General features: G+C 64.3%; 16 protein-coding genes. 3 read left to right on the top strand and 13 right to left on the bottom strand.

Annotated features, from left to right (window positions below; genetic code table 11):
- Positions 1–93 precede the first annotated feature (93 nt).
- The 4 genes from phaR to phaC all read right to left on the bottom strand — a co-directional run bounded on the left by phaR (position 94) and on the right by phaC (position 5,035).
- Entirely contained in the window at positions 94–645 is a 552-nt protein-coding gene (phaR, locus tag K6G35_RS06400) for a polyhydroxyalkanoate synthesis repressor PhaR (RefSeq protein WP_008646818.1), read from the bottom strand.
- Between the two features lie 368 nt (positions 646–1,013).
- Positions 1,014–1,754: a 3-ketoacyl-ACP reductase gene (locus K6G35_RS06395; protein ID WP_008646821.1), complete on the bottom strand. Its 741-nt coding sequence runs from the start codon at positions 1,752–1,754 to the stop codon at positions 1,014–1,016.
- A gap of 115 nt (positions 1,755–1,869) precedes the next feature.
- Complete coding sequence (locus tag K6G35_RS06390) at positions 1,870–3,051, bottom strand: acetyl-CoA C-acetyltransferase (RefSeq protein ID WP_008646824.1); 1,182 nt, start codon at positions 3,049–3,051, stop codon at positions 1,870–1,872.
- Positions 3,052–3,127: 76 nt separating this feature from the next.
- Positions 3,128–5,035, bottom strand: a complete 1,908-nt coding sequence (gene phaC / locus K6G35_RS06385) for a class I poly(R)-hydroxyalkanoic acid synthase (RefSeq protein ID WP_495676221.1) — start codon at positions 5,033–5,035, stop codon at positions 3,128–3,130.
- Between the two features lie 328 nt (positions 5,036–5,363).
- Between phaC and K6G35_RS06380 the strand changes: the two genes are divergently transcribed.
- On the top strand, positions 5,364–5,591 hold the full coding sequence (locus K6G35_RS06380; RefSeq protein ID WP_495676220.1) for a hypothetical protein: 228 nt from the start codon (positions 5,364–5,366) through the stop codon (positions 5,589–5,591).
- 25 nt (positions 5,592–5,616) lie between these two features.
- Here the strand turns inward: K6G35_RS06380 and pgeF are convergent, their stop codons facing one another.
- Together pgeF and K6G35_RS06370 are read right to left on the bottom strand one after the other, a co-directional pair.
- Complete coding sequence (pgeF, locus tag K6G35_RS06375; protein ID WP_186425306.1) at positions 5,617–6,423, bottom strand: peptidoglycan editing factor PgeF; 807 nt, start codon at positions 6,421–6,423, stop codon at positions 5,617–5,619.
- Positions 6,395–7,588 (bottom strand): RluA family pseudouridine synthase, encoded by a 1,194-nt coding sequence (locus tag K6G35_RS06370; RefSeq protein ID WP_286880848.1) that lies wholly within the window; start codon positions 7,586–7,588, stop codon positions 6,395–6,397. Before K6G35_RS06370 ends, pgeF begins: the two co-directional genes overlap by 29 nt.
- A gap of 17 nt (positions 7,589–7,605) precedes the next feature.
- Between K6G35_RS06370 and K6G35_RS06365 the strand changes: the two genes are divergently transcribed.
- Positions 7,606–8,436: an outer membrane protein assembly factor BamD gene (locus K6G35_RS06365; protein ID WP_024570892.1), complete on the top strand. Its 831-nt coding sequence runs from the start codon at positions 7,606–7,608 to the stop codon at positions 8,434–8,436.
- Positions 8,437–8,736: 300 nt separating this feature from the next.
- On the opposite strand, the gene yoaA is transcribed toward K6G35_RS06365, so the two are convergent.
- The 3 genes from yoaA to K6G35_RS06350 all read right to left on the bottom strand — a co-directional run bounded on the left by yoaA (position 8,737) and on the right by K6G35_RS06350 (position 12,066).
- Positions 8,737–10,884: a DNA repair helicase YoaA gene (gene yoaA, locus K6G35_RS06360; protein ID WP_234818991.1), complete on the bottom strand. Its 2,148-nt coding sequence runs from the start codon at positions 10,882–10,884 to the stop codon at positions 8,737–8,739.
- 144 nt (positions 10,885–11,028) lie between these two features.
- Positions 11,029–11,232, bottom strand: a complete 204-nt coding sequence (locus K6G35_RS06355; protein ID WP_008646837.1) for a YdcH family protein — start codon at positions 11,230–11,232, stop codon at positions 11,029–11,031.
- Between the two features lie 57 nt (positions 11,233–11,289).
- Positions 11,290–12,066, bottom strand: a complete 777-nt coding sequence (locus tag K6G35_RS06350) for a hypothetical protein (RefSeq protein WP_495676219.1) — start codon at positions 12,064–12,066, stop codon at positions 11,290–11,292.
- Positions 12,067–12,243: 177 nt separating this feature from the next.
- Here K6G35_RS06350 and K6G35_RS06345 point away from each other — a divergent pair, with 177 nt between their 5' ends.
- Positions 12,244–14,607, top strand: coding sequence for a Tex family protein (locus K6G35_RS06345; protein ID WP_035881959.1), 2,364 nt, complete (start codon positions 12,244–12,246; stop codon positions 14,605–14,607).
- Positions 14,608–14,699: 92 nt separating this feature from the next.
- On the opposite strand, the gene K6G35_RS06340 is transcribed toward K6G35_RS06345, so the two are convergent.
- From K6G35_RS06340 to K6G35_RS06325, 4 genes are all read right to left on the bottom strand, one after another.
- Complete coding sequence (locus K6G35_RS06340) at positions 14,700–16,598, bottom strand: potassium transporter Kup (protein WP_495676218.1); 1,899 nt, start codon at positions 16,596–16,598, stop codon at positions 14,700–14,702.
- A 371-nt stretch (positions 16,599–16,969) separates the two neighbouring features.
- Positions 16,970–17,686: an ABC transporter ATP-binding protein gene (locus K6G35_RS06335; RefSeq protein ID WP_008646845.1), complete on the bottom strand. Its 717-nt coding sequence runs from the start codon at positions 17,684–17,686 to the stop codon at positions 16,970–16,972.
- Entirely contained in the window at positions 17,683–18,450 is a 768-nt protein-coding gene (locus K6G35_RS06330) for an ABC transporter ATP-binding protein (RefSeq protein ID WP_017513260.1), read from the bottom strand. Before K6G35_RS06330 ends, K6G35_RS06335 begins: the two co-directional genes overlap by 4 nt.
- Positions 18,447–19,511: a branched-chain amino acid ABC transporter permease gene (locus K6G35_RS06325; RefSeq protein ID WP_035881956.1), complete on the bottom strand. Its 1,065-nt coding sequence runs from the start codon at positions 19,509–19,511 to the stop codon at positions 18,447–18,449. Before K6G35_RS06325 ends, K6G35_RS06330 begins: the two co-directional genes overlap by 4 nt.
- Positions 19,512–19,523: the final 12 nt, after the last annotated feature.

Raw genomic sequence — 19,523 nt, 5'->3', positions numbered from 1 at the left:
TGACGCACGGATATGGGAATTTGCCACGCTTTCACAACAGTCCGTGGTGGTGACACCACTGCACGGCTGTTGCGCGGCGAAAACCGAACCTGCTTACTTCTTGTCCGGCTGGTTGAACGGGAACGTGCCGAACATCGACTTGGCCTGGTTCTGCATCTGCTCCTGCATCTGCACGAACAGGTTTTTGCTCTGTTCGATGTAGTTGCTCATCATGCCCTGCATCATCGGCCCCTGCAGGTTCATGAACTGCGACCACATGTCCGGGCTGAATGCCTCACCCGAGTACAGGCCCTTGGAGTTCTCGGCCAGCTTGCTCTGGATGTCGATGAAGGCCTGGATGTTCTTTTCCAGGTAGGTGCCCATCATGCCCTGCATCGCATGACCGTAGAAACGGATGATCTGCGAGAGCATCGAGCTCGAGAACATTGGCACGCCGCCGGTTTCCTCTTCCAGGATGATTTGCAGCAGGATGCTGCGCGTGAGTTCTTCGCCCGACTTGGCGTCGACGACCTTGAACTCCTCGCTGTCCATGACCAGCTGTTTCACATCCGCGAGCGTGATGTAGGTACTGGTCTGCGTGTCGTAGAGCCGGCGATTGGGATACTTCTTGATCAGTCGCTCTGCGCCTTTTTTGCTCGTGGCCATCGGTGCTCTATCCTTGTGTCGTCGCTGATGCCGTTGTCCGGCATCGCTGCTGCGCCATCGCTCGGTACTGCTGCACCGCGTGCGATGCAGTGCGCAAGAACAACCGGACCAGACACAGCCGAAAGGCTCCACAGTGGTGCCGGTTGCGCTATTGCCCTGATTCTATGCTCAACAAGGCACTAAGAAAAGACGGCAAGGTTTAAGGAAAACCCGCAGCAAAACAGCGTGGAAAGATGACAAACGGGCAATGAACGCGCACGAATGCGCGGCATTGCCCGCCAGAAACGCCAGCCGAAGCCCGGCCGGGTCACGCTTGTGCACCGCGCTGGATGCGCCGCATCAACGGCGACATCCGGCGCGCGCGCCGGTCAGCCCATGTGCAGGCCGCCATTCAGCGAGAAGTCGGCACCGGTCGAGAAACCCGACTCGTCCGACGACAGCCACGCGCAGATCGAGGCGATTTCTTCGGGCGTGCCCAGACGCTTGACCGGAATCGTGCCGACGATCTTGTCGAGCACATCCTGGCGAATCGACTTGACCATGTCCGTGGCGATGTAGCCCGGCGACACCGTGTTCACAGTCACGCCCTTGGTGGCCACTTCCTGCGCCAGGGCCATCGTGAAGCCGTGCAGGCCTGCCTTGGCGGTCGAGTAGTTGGTCTGACCGAACTGACCCTTCTGGCCGTTCACCGACGAGATGTTGACGATGCGACCCCAGCCGCGGTCAGCCATGCCGTCGATGACCTGCTTGGTCACGTTGAACAGCGACGTCAGATTCGTGTCGATCACCGCATCCCAGTCCGCGCGGGTCATCTTCCGGAACACTACGTCGCGCGTGATGCCGGCGTTGTTGATCAGCACATCGACCTCGCCCACTTCGGACTTGACCTTGTCGAAGGCTGCCTTGGTCGAGTCCCAGTCGGCGACGTTGCCTTCGGACGCCACAAATTCAAACCCGAGCGCGCGTTGCTGTTCGAGCCACTTCTCACGACGCGGCGAATTCGGGCCGCAGCCCGCCACCACCTTGTAACCATCCCGCGCCAGTCGCTGGCAAATCGCGGTCCCGATGCCGCCCATGCCGCCGGTCACATATGCAATGCGCTGAGTCATATCCACTCCTAGTTGGCTCGCCCGATCGTGTCGAAGCTTTGGTCTTTCTTATTCACGCCGGCCGCATCCGTCGTCGACGCACACGGCCGGCACACCCCTCAATGCAATGCGATGCTTAATTCCGCTCGACTGCGAGCGCCACGCCCATGCCACCGCCGATGCACAGCGAGGCCAGGCCCTTCTTGGCATCGCGGCGCTTCATTTCGTGCAGCAGCGTGACCAGGATGCGGCAGCCCGACGCACCGATCGGGTGGCCGATGGCGATCGCGCCGCCGTTCACGTTGATCTTCGACTGATCCCAGCCCATTTGCTGATGCACGGCCAGCGCCTGAGCGGCGAAGGCCTCGTTGATTTCCATCAGGTCCAGGTCCTTGACCTCCCAGCCGGCACGCGACAGGCAGCGCTTGCTGGCAGGCACAGGGCCCATGCCCATCACGGCCGGGTCCACACCGGCGTTGGCGTACGCCTTGATCGTCGCCAGCGGGGTCAGGCCCAGTTCGCGCGCCTTGGCCGCCGACATCACGACCACCGCGGCGGCGCCATCATTCAGGCCCGATGCGTTGGCGGCCGTCACCGTGCCGCTCTTGTCGAAGGCCGGCTTCAGGCTAGCCATGCTTTCCAGCGTGGCGCCCTGACGCACGTACTCGTCGGTCTTGAACGCAACCGGATCGCCCTTGCGTTGCGGAATCAGGACCGGAACGATTTCCTCGTCGAACTTGCCGGCCTTCTGGGCAGCTTCGGCCTTGTTCTGGGAGCCCACGGCGAACTCGTCCTGGGCCTGGCGGGTGATGCCGTATTCCTTGGCGACGTTCTCGGCCGTGATACCCATGTGGTACTGGTTGTACACATCCCACAGGCCGTCAACGATCATGGAATCGACCAGTTTGGTGTCGCCCATGCGGAAGCCATCGCGCGAACCCGGCAGCACGTGCGGCGCGGCGCTCATGTTCTCCATGCCGCCGGCGACGACGATCTCGGCCTCGCCAGCCACAATCGCGTTGGCGGCCAGCATCACGGCCTTCAGGCCTGAACCGCACACCTTGTTGATGGTCATGGCCGGCACCATGTCGGGCAGGCCCGCCTTGCGCGAAGCCTGGCGTGCCGGGTTCTGGCCCGAGGCGGCCGTCAGCACCTGGCCCATGATCACTTCGCTCACCTGGTCCGGCTTCACGCCGGCACGCTCCAGCGCGGCCTTGATCACGATGGCGCCCAACTCCGGCGCGGGAATCTTCGCGAGCGAACCGCCGAACTTGCCGACTGCGGTACGGGCTGCGGAAACGATGACGATATCGGTCATTTGATGTCCTTTCGAGAAAACGAATGCGGAACGGTTCGAAATCCGGGCCGGCGTCGCGGGCCGGCCCTCATGAAGCTCAGGCGCGCTGTTTGACGTAGCGCCCTGGCGCGGGTTCAATCGCCCGGTAGTGGTCATTGCCGTAATCGGCTGGCGCGGCACGCTTCTGACCCGCTTGCTTGCCCAGCCATGTCACCCAGTCCGGCCACCAGCTTCCCGGATGCTCCTGCGCGCCGGCCAGCCAATCATGGGCCGATTCCGACAGTTTGTCATTGGTCCAATGACTGCGCTTCTTCTTGACCGGCGGGTTGATGACGCCCGCGATATGGCCGGAGGCACCCAGCACGAAACGCAACTTGTTCCGCAGCAGCGCCGTGGAAGCGTAGGCCGCGGCCCAGGGCACGATGTGGTCTTCGCGCGACCCGTAGATGTAGGTCGGCACGTCGATCGCCCCGAAGTCCACCGGCGCGTTGCAGACCGTAAGCTTGCCCGGCACCTTCAGTTCGTCCTGCAGATACGTATGGCGCAGGTACCAGCAGTACCACGGGCCCGGGAGATTGGTGGCGTCGCCATTCCAGAACAACAGGTCGAACGGAACCGGCGTGTTGCCCTTGAGATAGTTGTCGACCACGTAGTTCCAGACCAGGTCGTTCGGACGAAGGAACGAGAACGTATTGGCCAGTTCCACGCCGCGCAGCAGCCCGCACGGCGCGCCGCCGGCCCCGCCCAGTGTGGCCTCGCGCAGTTGCACGTGCGCTTCATCGACGAAGACGTCGAGGATGCCCGTATCGGCGAAATCCAGCAGCGTGGTCAGCAACGTCAGGCTGGCTGCCGGACGCTCGCCACGCGCGGCCAGCACGGAAAGCGCCGTCGAGACGATCGTGCCGCCGACGCAGAAGCCCAGCACGTTGATCTTGTCCTGTCCGCTGATATCGCGCGTCACTTCGATCGCGCGGATCGCCGCGTGCTCGATGTACTCATCCCAGGTGCGCTCGGCCATCGACGCATCGGGGTTTCGCCACGACACCAGGAAGACGGTATTCCCCTGCTCCACCGCATGACGTACAAGCGAGCTCTCGGGTTGCAGGTCCAGAATGTAGAACTTGTTGATGCACGGCGGCACCATCAGCAGCGGCCGCTCGTAGACCTTGTCGGTCAGAGGCTTGTACTGCAGAAGCTGGAAATACTCGTTCTCGTAGACCACAGCGCCTTCGGTCACAGCCATATTGCGGCCGACCTCGAACGCTGTTTCATCGGTCTGCGAGATCTTGCCCCTGGCCAGATCCTCCAGCATATTGCGCACGCCCTTGCGCAGTGACTCACCACCGGATTCGATCAGACGCTGTTGCGCGTCAGGGTTTGTCGCCAGGAAGTTGGCCGGCGACATGGCATCCACCCATTGCGATACCGCGAAGCGGATGCGCTGACGAACCTTGGGATCCGCCTCGACCGCCTCGGCCAGTTCGGTCATGGCGCGGGCCGTCAGCAGGTAGAAGGCTGCGGTATAGCGATACGGGGCATTGTTGCGCCATGCCGGGCTGGCGAAACGCTTGTCGGACAAGCGCTGGCTGGCTGAATCGGCATTGGCCGCGCCGTTGGGCGCAGGCGTGCTGGCTGCCACGGCGCCCTCGCCCATTTCGCGCCAGAGTTCGGCGAAATCCCTGAAGAAGCGTTCCTGGATACGGGCAAGCTGCGCGGGCGCGATCTTCACGCCGCCGGCGCCATTTACGCCGTTCGCACTTTGCGTGGCGGCACCCTGGAAAGCGTTCTGGAAGGCCTGGACGAATGCCTCGCCGCCCGGGAATCCACCCGGAAACGCGCCGGCCATGCCGGCCGGGAAACCAGACGGCATATCGCCGTTGGCCTCGGGTACCCATTGACGGGACCACTCCAGCCAGGTGGCTGGATCAAATGGCCCCGGCACGAACTGAAACGGTTGGGACTTGCCTTCCTTATCGGAAGCTGCCGCACCTTTGCCGGTCGCCATAATGTATTCGTCTCTCTGCCGTCGTATTGGTTGACGGGCTCGGGGTGACTGTCTCCCGACCCGCCCCTGATCCGGGTTGCGTCTGACACTGCTGCAGAACGACCTCGGATGCCCTGCGTCATACGCTATGCTAGCCGGCGAAACCCTAGAGTAATTCCTCGGTTTCGATACATTTAAAGGCATTGTTGCCTCGCAATGTAGACGCTGTCAATGCGGAAATCCGCACGACAGGTAACTCCCTGGCCGCCAAATCCCGACCTACCGGACGGTAGGCCTGGCGTGGCGTGCCAGGCAGCATGAACTCATACACGAAAGAGATGAAAGTCTGATGTATATCGTGGCAATTGGCTGGCTCTACGTCGTCCTGATGATGTCGATTACCGAGACCAACGCGGTGGCTGGCGTGGCCACCTTTCTGTTTTACGGACTGGCTCCGGTCTCAATCGTGATGTACATCATGGGGACGCCCGGCCGGCGCAGGCGGCGAAAAGCGCGTGAAGCCGCCGAAGCCGCCGCGGCAGAGACGGCGGAACCCGAGTCGAAAGCCGGCCAGTAGACGATGCCACGGCCGGCGGCGGCTGTCAGCGTTCCAGCCAGACGAGCGTGGCCATGCGGCCAGTCGTGCGATCCCTGCGGTAGGAGAAAAAGCGATCGGCGTCGGTAACGGTACAGGCATCCCCGCCATGAATCCGCACGCAACCTGCGCGTGCCAAGCGGATGCGGGCCAATGCATAGATATCTGCCCAGTACTTGCCTGGCGCGCCAGGGAGAAACGCTGCCTCGACCCCCGCCCGCTCGTCGTCGCGCGCGCGCTCGATGAAGGCGGCACGGACCTCGGCACCTACCTCGAATGCCGTCGGCCCGATGGCCGGACCAAGCCAAGCAAGCCAGGTTGGATTGGGGCCGGCATGTGCCGCCATGCGTGCCAGCGTGGCCTCGATGACCCCGTCGCAGAGCCCCCTCCAGCCCGCATGTGCCGCGCCAACGACCGTGCCCGCCGCATCGCAGAGCAGCACTGGCAGGCAATCGGCCGTCATGATCGCGCAGACATGGCCTGACTCGGTGGCGATGCTCGCGTCCGCCTGCGGCACACCATCCATGACGCCGTCGGCCGTGACCACGCCACAGCCATGCACCTGGTCGAGCCAGCGCGGCATGGCCGGCAGATGTCCCACCAAGCGCTGGCGATTCCCGGCCACGGCGGCCGGGTCATCACCGACATGCGTGCCGAGATTCAGGCCACCGGCCGATCCGTCGGCCAGGCCATAGGGGCCTGCACTGACACCACCATGGCGCGTGGTCGACAATGCGCGCACCCACGCCGGCGCAGGCCAGTCGGGCACGATCCAGGCCGGGCGATCATTCCTCGTCGTGGTCGCCTTGGTCATCGTCGTCCCCTTCGTACCAGTCGTCTTCCTCTTCATCGTCCTGCGCCTGCCCCTCGAAGTCGAGGGCATCGATCAAGGCCTGGAGGTCTTCGGGCGGCTCGGCTTCCCACGACATCTTGCGGCCGGTGACCGGATGCACGAGCCCCAGCCGGTAGGCATGGAGCGCCTGGCGCGTGAACGGGACAGGCAGCGGCACACGGATCGCGGGGCGCTGCCCGCGTTGCGTGGCCTTGTGATAGACGGGATCGCCCACCAGCGGATGGCCGATCGACTCAAAATGCACGCGGATCTGGTGTGTTCGACCGGTCTCGAGCTGGCACATCACCATCGACACCTTACCCCGGCCCAGCGGCACCGTGCCAAGGGTCTCGAAGTGCGTGCGCGACGGTTTGCCGCTGTTCGTATGCACGATGGCCATGCGCGTGCGCTCGCGAGGGTCCCGGCCGATCGGCGCATCGATCGTGCCGTCATCGGGGGTCTCGCCCCAGACCAGCGCGAGATAGGTCCGTTTGACCGTGCGCGCGGCGAGCTGTCGCACCAGATCCGTCTGGGCGACCAGCGTCCGTGCCACCACCATCAGGCCGGAGGTTTCCTTGTCCAGCCGGTGGACAATCCCCGCGCGGGGCAGCCTTGCCGCAGACGGATCGCGATGCAGCAGCCCGTTCAGCACGGTGCCGCTCCAGTTGCCGGCGGCCGGGTGCACGACCAGTCCGGCGGGCTTGTTGATGACCAACATGGCATCATCCTCGTACACGACGTCGAGGGGCACGTCTTCTGCCGTGAATGCCATGGACTCCGGGGCGGCCTGCGGCTGGACCTCGATCTTCTGGCCCATCTGGACCGATGCCTTGGCACGGCTTGGCTCGCCATCGACCCTTACGGCACCATCCTCGATCCATTGCTGGATACGGCTACGCGAAAACTCGCTGAAGTGCCGCGCGAGCAGCTTGTCGAGGCGCTCGCCGTGAGACGCGCTATCGACTTCCATGTACAGTGGCACGAAATCCGACGCGGCCGGCGGCGAGACCGGCACATCGTCGTTGAACTCACCGAGGTCGCCAAACTCCTCCGTATCGACGTCCGCTACGGCGGTGGATTCGGTGTGGCGCTCCGGCCCGGTTTCGGGCTTGGGGCTTCGGCTATAATGCTTGGCGCTATTTTTCATCCGGGAACAGGTTGCCCATGCAATTGCAGAGCATGAGACGCGCTAATTGGCGCGCGAGATTTGGAGCGATTTTGCTTGCAGGCGGCTGCGTCATGCTGTCCGCGTGCGGCCTGCTGGGCGACCAGCCGGACGAAACGGCTGGCTGGTCAGCGAACAAATTATATTCTGAAGCCAAGGATGCCCTGGATGGCGGCGACTACACGCGCGCCGTCAAGCTCTACGAGAAGCTCGAGGGCCGCTATCCATTTGGCCGTTACGCCCAGCAGGCGCAGATCGATACGGCCTACGCCAACTACAAGGATGGTGAGACCGCTGCCGCGTTGGCTGCCGTCGACCGCTTCATCCAGTTGCACCCGAGCCATCCGAACATCGATTACGCCTACTACCTCAAGGGGCTGATCAACTTCAACGACAACCTGGGCTGGCTGGGCCGGTTCTCCGGCCAGGACCTGAGCGAACGTGATCCGAAGGCGGCGCGAGCAGCCTATGACGCGTTCCAGATCCTGATCACCCGCTACCCGGACAGCAAGTACACGCCCGACGCGACGCTGCGCATGCAGTACATCGTCAACTCGCTGGCCCAGCACGAAGTTCACGCGGCGCGTTACTACTATCGCCGTGGCGCCTACCTGGCCGCAGTCAACCGCGCGCAGCAGGCATTGAAGGACTACGACGGCGCGCCGGCCAACGAAGAAGCGCTGTATATCATGGTCCGCTCGTATGATGCGCTGGGCATGAAGGATCTGCGCGACGATGCCGCCCGCGTGATGGAACGCAACTATCCGAACAGCGACTACATCAAGTATGGGCAGCGCCGCAAGGACAAGTCCTGGTGGGAAGTGTTCTGAGGTAGCCGAACCTGCCCGCATTGGACCTTACGATGCAAGCAACAAAAAACCGCACGCGATCCGTGCGGTTTTTTGTTGGCCTGATGTCGGACGTCGGGCTCATGGACACTTCACCTTCTCGGCACTATAACCATCGTACGTGTCGCAGGCCGCGTCATAGCGACCATGCCGCTAGGATGCGCTGGCTGCGGTCACTCGAAATCTCGTAGCCGCTGCCGATCGAGTAAGTCTGGTGCGGGAAGACCAGCCCCGGCGGGCTGACGCTACGAACTCGTCGTTGCCCGGTACAAGCTGGGACAGCTACTCCGATTCCGTGCTGGACTCGGACTGCGGCGCCTCACCTCGTCCCAGCCCTTCCAGGAACCGAATGACGGTATCGGCTTCGCGCGTGCGCGTGAACGGCGGAAGACTCTGCCAAATCTGCCGGCCATATGGCTTTTCCACGAGTCGGGTATCGCAGATCGCCAGTACGCCCCGATCGGTCTCGGACCGGATCAGTCGGCCAGCACCCTGCTTCAGCGTGATCACCGCATGCGGTAGCTGGTGGACCGCGAACGGGCTGAGCCCCTTCTTCTGCAGTACCTCCATGCGCGCTGCCAGCACTGGATCATCGGGCGGTGCGAACGGCAGCTTGTCGATGATGACCAGCGACAGCGCCTCGCCACGGACATCAACGCCTTCCCAGAAACTCTGGCTGCCCACCAGCACGGCATTGCCAAGCTCGCGGAAGCGGTCGAGCAATTCGGTACGGCTCGCCTGGCCCTGCACGAGCAGCGGCAGGTTGATACCGCGCTCCGCGAACAGGTCATAGAGCATGTCCGACGCCTTCTGCACCGCCCGCAACGTGGTGCAAAGCAGGAAGGTGCGGCCACCTGCCGCCTCGATCAACGGCAGCGCCCGCTCCACCACCGCCTCGGTAAATTGAGGCGATTGCGGCGGTGGCATATCCCGGGGTACATACAGCAGCCCCTGTTTCGCATAGTCGAACGGGCTCGGCAGTGTCAACGACCGATCGCGATCCAGCCCAAGCTGCGCGGCGTAATGGGTGAAGTTGCCCTTCACGGACAGCGTGGCAGAGGTGAAGACCCAGGCGCGTGCCTGGCCTGCGCGTTGCCGGCTGAAGATCGGTGCGATCGACAACGGCGTCCGATGCAACTGTACCGTGTGCGAGAACACTTCCACCCAGCGTACGGTTTCGGGGCCAAGCTGGGCAGGTTGGACAGACTGGGAAGTCTGGGAAGACTGGGAAGTCTGGTCGCCTTCCGCATCGTCGGCCGGCACGGCCGCAGGCACGGGGGATGCGGCAATCCGGTCGTCGCGCCATGCCGCCAGCCGCTGGGCGAGTTCGAGCGCGCGGCGATGGCACTGTTCAAGCTCCTCGGCACGCTCGGCCTGCGATTCCAGTGCCTCGACAAAGTCGGACAGCGCCGTATCGAGCGCGTCGAGCGTTTCGTGAAACGGCTCGCGAATGCGCGGGTCGGCGTCGATCTGCCCCAGCGCAAGGCGGGCGTTCTCCCTGCCAAAGGCCAGGCGCAGATCGCGGGCAGCCCGTTCGAGCGGTGCCCCAAGCGCGACCCAGTCCACCGCATCGCGCGCGTGCGACAGCCCTTCGGCCACGGTATCGCGGGCCAACTCGAGCAGTTGGCTCGTCGACAACGTTTCGCCAAAGAACAACGTCGCCGTCTCGGGCAACTGGTGCGCCTCGTCGAAGATCACCGTGTTGGCGGCGGGCAGCAATTCGGCCATGCCGGTATCGCGCAGCACAACGTCGGCAAAGAACAAGTGATGGTTGACGACCACGAGGTCGGCCTGCTGCGCCTCCTTGCGGGCGCGCATCACGAAGCATTCCTTGTAGTTCGGACATTCGCTGCCCAGGCAGTTGTCCCGCGTGGAGGTCACGATCTGCCACACTGGTGCGTTCTCGGGCACTTCGGCCAGCTCGGCCTTGTCCCCGGACGTCGTGGTCTTGGCGAATCGGCTGATCTCGCGCAACCAGGCCGCATCCTGCTTCGACGCCAGCCGGCCATTGGCCTGCGCCCGCTCCAGGTGATAGTGGCAAACGTAGTTGGCCCGCCCCTTGAGCAGGGAAACCGAAATCGGCACGTTCAGCGCGTGGCGTACCGTGGGAATGTCGCGGAGGTAAAGCTGGTCCTGCAGGTTCTTGGTCCCGGTCGAAAGGATGACCTTCCCCCCCCAGAGCATGGCCGGCACCAGGTAGGCGTACGTCTTGCCCGTACCCGTGCCAGCCTCGACGATCACCGTGTCGTTGTCGGCGATTGCATTGGCCACGGCCTCGGACATCTTCTCCTGCGCCGCACGCGGCCGGTAGCCGGGGATCGCACTGGCCAGCGTGCCGGTTTCGGCGAAGATCGTGGCGAGTTGCGAAGACCTTAGCGCGGCCTGGTCGGCTGCCGCCGCGGCAACGGCGTTCGCGAGCGACTCCGGCATGTCGGCGGCTCCGGCCGCATCGGGGCCGTCGGATAAGGATGTGTCTTCGATCGGTTCGGACAAGTTGGAACTTCCTGAGGCGTGGCGCGAATGGTCGCGCACGCTTTTGTCATGGCGCCGGAGGGACCCCGGTGGATATCTATGCTATGCGGGTACGTCGGGCTCGACCTGCACCTGCAACAGGGTGATGGCGTCCTTGAGCTTGAGCCGGCGCTTCTTGAGCCGGCGCAGTTGCAATTCGTCGTGCGACGGATCGGACGCAAGGCGGTCGATCATGAAATCCAGATCACGATGCTCGATCTGCAGTTCGATGATCTGTCGCGCCAGCGTATTGAGGTTCTCGTCCATGTTGCGCCTTCCCCTGCCCTGCCTTGCGGCCGTTGCCCGGGTGTTGTTCGAGCCAGATCAGAATCCGAATGGGCTGGGCGTCGACGACTGCCCTTGATTCTGCTTTTCCGCGGCGCGTGCGCGACGTTCTTCCAGTTCCTTCTGGCGTTGCGCGGCATCGACCTGTTTCTGCTGGTATGCCTTCGCGTTCTCCTCGTGCTGACGGGCCTGCTCGGCACCCTTCTGCTGTGCCTCCTGCATCTTGGTGGCGAAATCGTCCTGCTTCTTCTGGTAAGCCTCGGCATTGGCCGCCCGCTGCGGCGCGCCAGCATTGTGCTGCGCATCACGCAGCGCCTGGTCCTGCTGCTTGCGTTCGAAGGCTTCGCGGCTGGCCTGTTCGTCGGCGGCCCGCTTGGGCAGGCTGGCCTCGTACTCCGCACGCCGCAGGGCCTGGTCGTGATCACGCTGGGTCGCACGGTAGGCACGCTCGGCATCGCCCACCTCCAGATCGCGCTCGCGCAGCACCTGGAGCTCCCCGCGTTGGACTTCCTTGGCCTTGTCGATGCAGTTGTTCACCAGGAACTTGCTGTAGCACGCACGTTCCGCCACCGCGTAGCGATATTTGGTCCAGGCCCGCGAGTCGTCGATCGCCTTGCGCTCCGCATCGAAATCGCGCGCGACACCTGGGGCTGGCGGCACGGCCGCGGCAGCCGGCGCGGACGCCTGCGCCATGGCGGGCCGAAACGGCGCAGCCAGCAGCAGCGCCGCGAGCGCGATGGTGAGAGCCGTGGAAGACACTGTGGGCACTTGGGAAACCGGGGCAGCCATGGTGGCCAGATGGGGCTTGACGATCATGCCGGAATTCTAGCATCCGGGGCCACTTCGGACCCTCGGGCGAACGTTGTAACTTGTGTCTGCCCGTGGATGTGCCGCCATGTTGGAAAACAGCGGGCACAAAAGGTGTCTCCCCGTCACCAGCCGTACATCGCGCTTGTGGCACAATGCCCCGCTTTCGACTGACTCGTATTCTCGATGTCCAATCTGCCTGCTTCCGTTCTGCAAAAGATTGTGTCGCTGATCGCGGCCGAACTGTCCGTGCAACCTCGCCAGGTAGCGGCTGCCGTCAACCTTCTGGACGAAGGCGCCACGGTGCCATTCATCGCCCGCTATCGCAAGGAAGTCACGGGCAACCTGGACGACACGCAGCTTCGCACGCTTGAGGAGCGCCTGCTTTACCTGCGCGACATGGAAGATCGTCGCGCCACGATCCTGGCGTCGATCGAGGAACAGGGCAAGCTCACCGACGAGCTGCGCGCGGCCATTGAAGCGGCCGACACCAAGCAGACGCTGGAAGACCTGTACCTGCCCTACAAGCCGCGCCGCCGCACGCGCGCCCAGATCGCCCGCGAATGCGGCCTGGAACCACTTGCGCAGGCACTGCTGGCCGACCCGACGCTCGACCCCCAAGCCGAGGCCGCCAAGTACGTCAACGGCAACCCCACCGCCGACGGCGGCGTGCCCGACGTCAAGGCCGCGCTGGACGGCGCGCGCGACATCCTGTCGGAGCAGTTCGGCGAAACGGCGGAACTGCTCGGCAAGCTGCGCGAGCACCTCTGGAACAACGGCGTGGTGACATCCTCCGTCGTGGAGGGCAAGGAAACCGCCGAGGAAGAGAAGTTCCGCGACTACTACCAGTACAGCGAAACGATCCGCACCGTGCCGTCGCACCGCGCGCTGGCGCTGTTCCGCGGCCGCAACGCGGGCGTGCTGATGGTCAAGCTTGGCCTTGGCGAGGAACAGGACGCGATGGTGCCGCATCCATGCGAAGGCATGATCGCGCGCCACGTCGGCATCCAGAACCAGAATCGCCCCGCCGACAAGTGGCTGGCCGATGTCTGCCGCTGGAGCTGGCGCGTCAAGGTGCAGCCGCATCTGGAAACCGAACTGCTCACGCAACTGCGCGAGACCGCCGAGGGCGAGGCCATCAAAGTGTTCGGCCGCAACCTGCACGAGCTGCTGCTGGCCGCGCCGGCCGGCCCGAAATCGGTGATGGGTGTCGACCCGGGCATCCGCACGGGCTGCAAGATCGCCGTGGTGGACACCACGGGCAAACTGTTGGAAACGGCAACGATCTACCCGCACGAGCCGCGCCGCGACTGGAACGGGTCGCTGGCCACGCTGGCACGTCTGGCCAAGCAACACAACGTCGCGCTGTGCTCGATCGGCAACGGCACGGCCAGCCGCGAAACGGACAAGCTGGTGCAGGACCTTATGAAGGGCGCACCCGAGCTGAAGCTCACCAAGATCGTGGTCAGCGAGGCCGGCGCATCGGTCTACTCGGCCTCGGAACTGGCAGCCAAGGAGTTTCCGGAACTCGACGTGTCGCTGCGCGGCGCGGTGTCGATCGCCCGCCGGCTGCAGGACCCGCTCGCTGAACTGGTCAAGATCGACCCGAAATCGATCGGCGTGGGCCAGTATCAGCATGATGTGAACCAGCGCGAACTCGCGCGTGCGCTGGACGCCGTGGTGGAAGACTGCGTAAACGCGGTGGGTGTGGACGTCAACACGGCCTCCGCCCCGCTGCTGGCGCGTGTCTCGGGCCTGAACTCGGTACTGGCGCGCAATATCGTCGAATACCGCGACGCCAATGGCGCGTTCTCGAATCGCGATGCACTGAAGAAGGTGCCGCGCCTGGGCGACAAGACGTTCGAACAGGCCGCCGGCTTCCTGCGCGTCAACGACGGGGACAACCCGCTCGACCGCTCGTCGGTGCACCCGGAAGCCTATCCGGTGGTGCAGCGCATCCTGGACCACATCAAGAAGGGCCTGCCCGATGTGATGGGCAACCGCGATGCCCTGCGCGGCCTGTCGGCCCAGCAGTTTGCCGATGACACGTTCGGCCTGCCGACCGTGCGCGACATCCTGTCCGAACTCGAAAAGCCGGGCCGCGACCCGCGCCCCGAGTTCAAGACCGCGACGTTCCAGGATGGTGTGGAGGACGTCAAGGACCTGCAGCCCGGCATGGTGCTCGAAGGCGTGGTGACGAACGTGGCGGCCTTCGGCGCGTTCGTCGACATCGGCGTGCATCAGGACGGGCTGGTCCATATCTCGGCGCTTTCGACGAAGTTCGTCAAGGATGCGCACGAGGTGGTCAAGGCCGGCCAGATCGTCAAGGTCAAGGTGATGGAAGTCGACGTCAAGCGCAACCGCATCGGCTTGACGATGCGCCTCGATGACGAGCCGGGCCAGGCCACGGCACGCGCAGGCGGCGCCGATCGCTCGAACGATCGCGGTGGCCAGCGTAACGGCGGTGGCAAGGGCGCCAACGGCGCCAACCGTCGTGAAGCGGTGCCGCAAGGCGCGATGGCGGCGGCATTCGCCAAGCTGAAGCGCTAAGTCCCGGCAGTTCCCCACTCCCGCTCGCGGGAGAGGGGGAAAAACAAAACGCCCCGCTGTTGCGGGGCGTTGTCACATCTGGACCTCGGGAATCAGATTTCTACCTTCGTCCCAAGCTCCACCACGCGGTTGGCCGGAATCGAGAAGAAGTCCGACGGTTTCGCGCCGTTCTGATGCATCCACGCGAACAAGCTTTCGCGCCACATCGACATACCCGGCAGCTTCGACGGAATCACCGATTCGCGCGCGATGAAGAATGAGGTTTCCATCAGCTCGAATTGCATGCCGAGCTTGCGCTGGGCCAGATCCAGCACCCGCTGCACATCAGGCGTTTCCTTGAAGCCGTATTCGGACTTGAGGATGTAGACGCCGCCGCCCAGATCCTTGCAACTCAGGCGCTCGTCGTCGTCCACGTACGGAATGTCGCGCGTCACGAACTGCAGGAAAACCACCCGCTCGTGCAGCACGCGGTTGTGCTTGAGGTTGTGCAGCAACGACACCGGCACCGATTCGGTGTTGCCGGTCAGGAACACGGCCGTGCCCTCCACGCGATGCGGCGGGTGCGCCAGCAGGCCGGCGATAAACGGCTCCAGCGGAATGCCATCTTCCAGACTACGCGCGCGCAGCAGCTTGCGACCACTGTGCCAGGTCATCAACAGGAAGAACGCGCTACCACCCATCAGCAGCGGGAACCAGCCGCCCTCGGCGATCTTGAGCAGATTGGCCGCGAAGAACGACATGTCGACCACCAGGAACGTCAGACTGATCAGCGTCACCAGTGCAGGGTTCCACTTCCAGACGTTGCGCATCACCAGCGCGGCCAGGAACGTGGTGATCACCATCGTCGTGGTCACGGCGATACCGTACGCGGCCGCCAGGTTATCGGACTTCTTGAAGGCCAGCACCACGCAGATCACAAGTACCAGCAGGATCCAGTTGATCACAGGCATGTAGATCTGGCCGATCTCCGCCGCCGAGGTATAGCGGATACGCATCCGCGGCATGAAACCAAGCTGGATGGCCTGGCTCGTCAGCGAGAACGCTCCCGAGATCACGGCCTGCGACGCAATCACCGTGGCCGCGGTGGCCAGCAACACCATCGGCAATTGCAGCGCCGACGGCACCATCAGGTAGAAAGGATTTTCGATCGCGTCGGGGTTGCCCAGCAGCATCGCCCCCTGGCCAAAGTAGTTCAGGATCAGGCACGGCATGACCAGCACGAACCAGGCCGTGCGGATCGGCTTCGCGCCGAAGTGGCCCATATCGGCGTAGAGCGCCTCCGCGCCAGTCAGCACCAGGAACACGCTACCCAGCACGATGAACGCCTGGAGCGAGTGGTCATGCAGGAATGACACCGCATAGACCGGGTTGATGGCCTTGACGATCCCGGGTGCCTGCAGCAGATGCATCACGCCCAGCGCGCCGAGCGCCAGGAACCACACCACCATGATCGGTCCGAACAGCTTGCCCACCACATGCGTACCGCTGCGCTGGATAAAGAACAGCAAGGCCAGGATCAGCAGCGTGATCGGAATCACGAAGTGGGAAAGCCCCGGCGCGGCAATCTCCAGCCCTTCGACGGCAGACAGCACCGAGATGGCCGGCGTGATCACCGCGTCGCCGTAGAACATGCACGCGCCGAAGATGCCGAACATCATGATCAGCTTGGCCATGCGTGACCGTGGCGCCGCCGTGCGCAAGGCCAGCGCCATCAGCGCCAGAATGCCGCCCTCGCCGTTGTTGTCGGCCCGCATCACGAACATCACGTACTTCAGCGACACGACGATGACAAAGGCCCAGAACAGCATCGAGATGATGCCGAGCACCGCATCGGGACTGAACGGAATGCCATGTTCCGGGCTGAAGCATTCCTTGAGCGAGTAAAGGGGACTGGTGCCGATATCGCCGAAGACGACACCGATCGCGCCGACCACGAGCGCACGGGAGCTCGGGCTTTCGACGTAGTAGTGACTGGTTGTGGATTGAGTCATGGATTTGGGTCTGGTGGACCGGCTCGCGCCTCTCCGGCCTGACTTCGGCTCACCCGGCGGGCTGCCGGACATAAAACCTACCGATGTGGTGATTCAGGCACAAATTCTCTCGCGCAAGCGGCTCCGGTCCCCGATGGGGCGGTATGGCCGTCTCTGCCTCTATTGCATTGCACAAACGCGCGCATTCTAGATGAAGTGCTGTAAGACGACCACTGTGGAAGATGCCCGTGTTGCCAATGCGACCGAACAAGCATGGAAGCGAAGTGGGCCATGGTCAAGCCCTGGTCACCCTTCGCGGTGGGTTGCCCCACCAAACGAGCGTTGCGGACAAGCCACACTGGCGCCCCATGGCGGGCCGCCGATTCTGGAAATCAAACGCCCAGGTAACGGTCCAGCGCGGCCGGCGCGGCGGCCAGATCGGCGGCGGGCCCGGACATGACCACCAGCCCCTTTTCCAGCACGACCACCCGGTCCACATGGGCCAGCACGGCCCGGTAGTTTCGGTCGACAACCACCGACGCGATCCCCGTCGCCCGTATCGTGGCGATCACATTCCAGATCTCATGGACGATCTTGGGCGCCAGCCCTTCGGTAGCCTCGTCCAGGATCAGGCAATCCGGGTTGGTCATCAGCGCGCGGCCGATCGACAGCATCTGCTGTTCGCCGCCCGACAACTGCTGCCCGCCGTGCGACAACCGCTCTTTCAGGCGCGGGAACAGGTCCAGCACGCGGGCCTCGTCCCAATCCTTGCGGCCCTGGCTCCCGGCGCGCGCAGCCATCAACAGGTTCTCGCGCACGCTCAGGTTAGGAAATATCCCCCGCCCTTCCGGGACATAGGCGATACCGAGCCGGGCGACCTCATGCGGCCGCGCGCGCGACATATCGCGCCCCACCACGCGGATCCCGCCTTCACGTTCGCGCACGTGGCCCAGCAGCGTCCGCAGCAACGTGCTCTTGCCCATACCGTTGCGACCAAGCAAACCAACTGACTCGCCGGCGCCGACGCGAAAGTCGATCCCGCGCAGCACGTGGCTCGATCCATACCAGGCGTTGACGCCATCTGCGTCAATGATCGCGGCATGGCTCATGCGGCCTCCTCTTCGCCGAGATAGGCCAGTTGCACTTCCCGATTGGCGCGGATGCTGGCCGGATCGCCGGTGGCGATCACCGTGCCGTTCACCATCACCGTGATGCGATCGGCCACGGCAAACACGGCCTCCATGTCGTGCTCGACCAGCAGGATCGCGTGGCCCTCCTTCAGGCCGCGCAGCAGGTCAAGCATCCGCTCCGACTCCTCGGCCCCCATGCCAGCCAGCGGTTCGTCGAGCAGCAGTGCCACGGGCTCGGTCGCGAGACACATGGCCACCTCGAGCTGGCGCTTCTGGCCATGCGCGAGATCGCTGGCAAGCCGGCCAGCGTGCTGCATCAGCCCTGCCCGTTCGAGCGCCTCGTCGGCCAGCGCGCGGCTCGTGCGGCAGCCCTGCGCCGGCTCCCAGAGCCGCCAGGCCCGCTGCGCGCGCGATTGCGCCGCAAGCCGGCAATTCTCGCGCACGGTCAGCGGCAGGAAGATGTTGTTGCGCTGGTAGCTGCGACCAATGCCGTGGCGCGCCAGCTTGGGCTGCGCCCAGCCCGTGACATCGCGCCCTTGCAATTGCAGCCGGCCCTCCGATGGTGGCAGTTCGCCCGACAACAGGTTGATCAGTGTCGACTTGCCGGCGCCGTTGGTGCCGATCACCGCATGGATCTCGTGCAGATGCAGGGCCAGGTCCACGCTGTTGACCGCCGTGAGCCCGCCAAATCGGCGCGTCAGGCTTTGCGCATCGAGTACCGGAACCGATGGGATCGTGTTCATACGGCCTCCCGGCTGCGTGTGTTCGATTCGGTGGCCGCGCCCGCCCGCCGCGCGCGACGCGGAGAACGATGCCGCAGTACCGCCGGCACGCTGACCAGCCCGCGCGGCAGCAACGCCACCGCCAGGATGATGAAACCGCCCATCAGCAGCTGCCAGTGCTTGGTCAACGTGCCGAACCATTCGGCCAGCAGCACGAACGAGAACGCACCCAGCACGGCGCCAGCCAGGCTGCCGACGCCGCCAAGAATCACCATCAGCATCGCGTTGCCCGACTGGTGCCAGGAAGCAATCTCGGGATTCACGAAACCGAACTGGATCGCATAGAGGTACCCAGCCAGCCCCGCGAACGCACCGCCCACGACGAACGCCCCGAGCTGATAGCGATAGGTGCCGAACCCGGCCGCCCGCATCCGCTGCTCGTTGTGCCGGATCCCCACCAGCGCGTGGCCGAAGCGGGAACGCAGCAGCAAGGTCAGCGCGGCCACGGTCAGCGCCAGCGCAACGAGCACCAGCCAATAGAACTGCACAGGGTCGTTGACGGTCACCGGTCGCGCCGAAAACAGCCCGAACTCGGGACGGAAGTAGATGTAGGTGCCGTCGCTGCCACCGGCGATCTTCGTGTCGTGGAACACGAAGTACACCATCTGCGCGAAGGCCAGCGTGACCATGATGAAGTAGATGCCGCGCGTGCGCAGCACGAGCGCGCCAACCACCAGCGCCAGCGCGGCCGCCGCGCCCACGGCGCCGAACAGCAACAGCCAGCCATTGCCCGGCCCGCTCTCGGGCGCCAGCATCGCCGTGGCATAGGCGGCCATCGCGAAGTAGGCGGCGTGGCCCAGGCTCACCAGTCCGGTGTAGCCAATCAGCAGCTGCAGCGACAGCGCGAAGATCGCCATGATCATGACCTTGCTGAGCAGCTCGATGTAGTACTTGTGGCTGTCGGCGGTCAGCAGCATCGGCATGGTGCAGAGCACGGCCAAGGCCACCAGCCAGCCAGCGGCCGCCATCCAGCCCGGGCGGCGGATGTCCTGTCGTGGCGGTGTCAAGGAATCGGAATGCATGTCAGGATTTCC

The organism is Cupriavidus sp. HY129, from assembly GCF_059492215.1.
The sequence above is the reverse complement of the archived record's forward strand: the minus strand, read 5'-3'. Positions and strand labels throughout refer to the sequence as shown.

What these genes read in the sequence shown, in the direction of transcription:
- phaR (WP_008646818.1), bottom strand. Translation starts at nt 645, where the DNA reads ATGGCCACGAGCAAAAAAGGCGCAGAGCGACTGATCAAGAAGTATCCC.
- K6G35_RS06395 (WP_008646821.1), bottom strand. Translation starts at nt 1,754, where the DNA reads ATGACTCAGCGCATTGCATATGTGACCGGCGGCATGGGCGGCATCGGG.
- K6G35_RS06390 (WP_008646824.1), bottom strand. Translation starts at nt 3,051, where the DNA reads ATGACCGATATCGTCATCGTTTCCGCAGCCCGTACCGCAGTCGGCAAG.
- phaC (WP_495676221.1), bottom strand. Translation starts at nt 5,035, where the DNA reads ATGGCGACCGGCAAAGGTGCGGCAGCTTCCGATAAGGAAGGCAAGTCC.
- K6G35_RS06380 (WP_495676220.1), top strand. Translation starts at nt 5,364, where the DNA reads ATGTATATCGTGGCAATTGGCTGGCTCTACGTCGTCCTGATGATGTCG.
- pgeF (WP_186425306.1), bottom strand. Translation starts at nt 6,423, where the DNA reads ATGACCAAGGCGACCACGACGAGGAATGATCGCCCGGCCTGGATCGTG.
- K6G35_RS06370 (WP_286880848.1), bottom strand. Translation starts at nt 7,588, where the DNA reads ATGAAAAATAGCGCCAAGCATTATAGCCGAAGCCCCAAGCCCGAAACC.
- K6G35_RS06365 (WP_024570892.1), top strand. Translation starts at nt 7,606, where the DNA reads ATGCAATTGCAGAGCATGAGACGCGCTAATTGGCGCGCGAGATTTGGA.
- yoaA (WP_234818991.1), bottom strand. Translation starts at nt 10,884, where the DNA reads ATGCCGGAGTCGCTCGCGAACGCCGTTGCCGCGGCGGCAGCCGACCAG.
- K6G35_RS06355 (WP_008646837.1), bottom strand. Translation starts at nt 11,232, where the DNA reads ATGGACGAGAACCTCAATACGCTGGCGCGACAGATCATCGAACTGCAG.
- K6G35_RS06350 (WP_495676219.1), bottom strand. Translation starts at nt 12,066, where the DNA reads ATGATCGTCAAGCCCCATCTGGCCACCATGGCTGCCCCGGTTTCCCAA.
- K6G35_RS06345 (WP_035881959.1), top strand. Translation starts at nt 12,244, where the DNA reads ATGTCCAATCTGCCTGCTTCCGTTCTGCAAAAGATTGTGTCGCTGATC.
- K6G35_RS06340 (WP_495676218.1), bottom strand. Translation starts at nt 16,598, where the DNA reads ATGACTCAATCCACAACCAGTCACTACTACGTCGAAAGCCCGAGCTCC.
- K6G35_RS06335 (WP_008646845.1), bottom strand. Translation starts at nt 17,686, where the DNA reads ATGAGCCATGCCGCGATCATTGACGCAGATGGCGTCAACGCCTGGTAT.
- K6G35_RS06330 (WP_017513260.1), bottom strand. Translation starts at nt 18,450, where the DNA reads ATGAACACGATCCCATCGGTTCCGGTACTCGATGCGCAAAGCCTGACG.
- K6G35_RS06325 (WP_035881956.1), bottom strand. Translation starts at nt 19,511, where the DNA reads ATGCATTCCGATTCCTTGACACCGCCACGACAGGACATCCGCCGCCCG.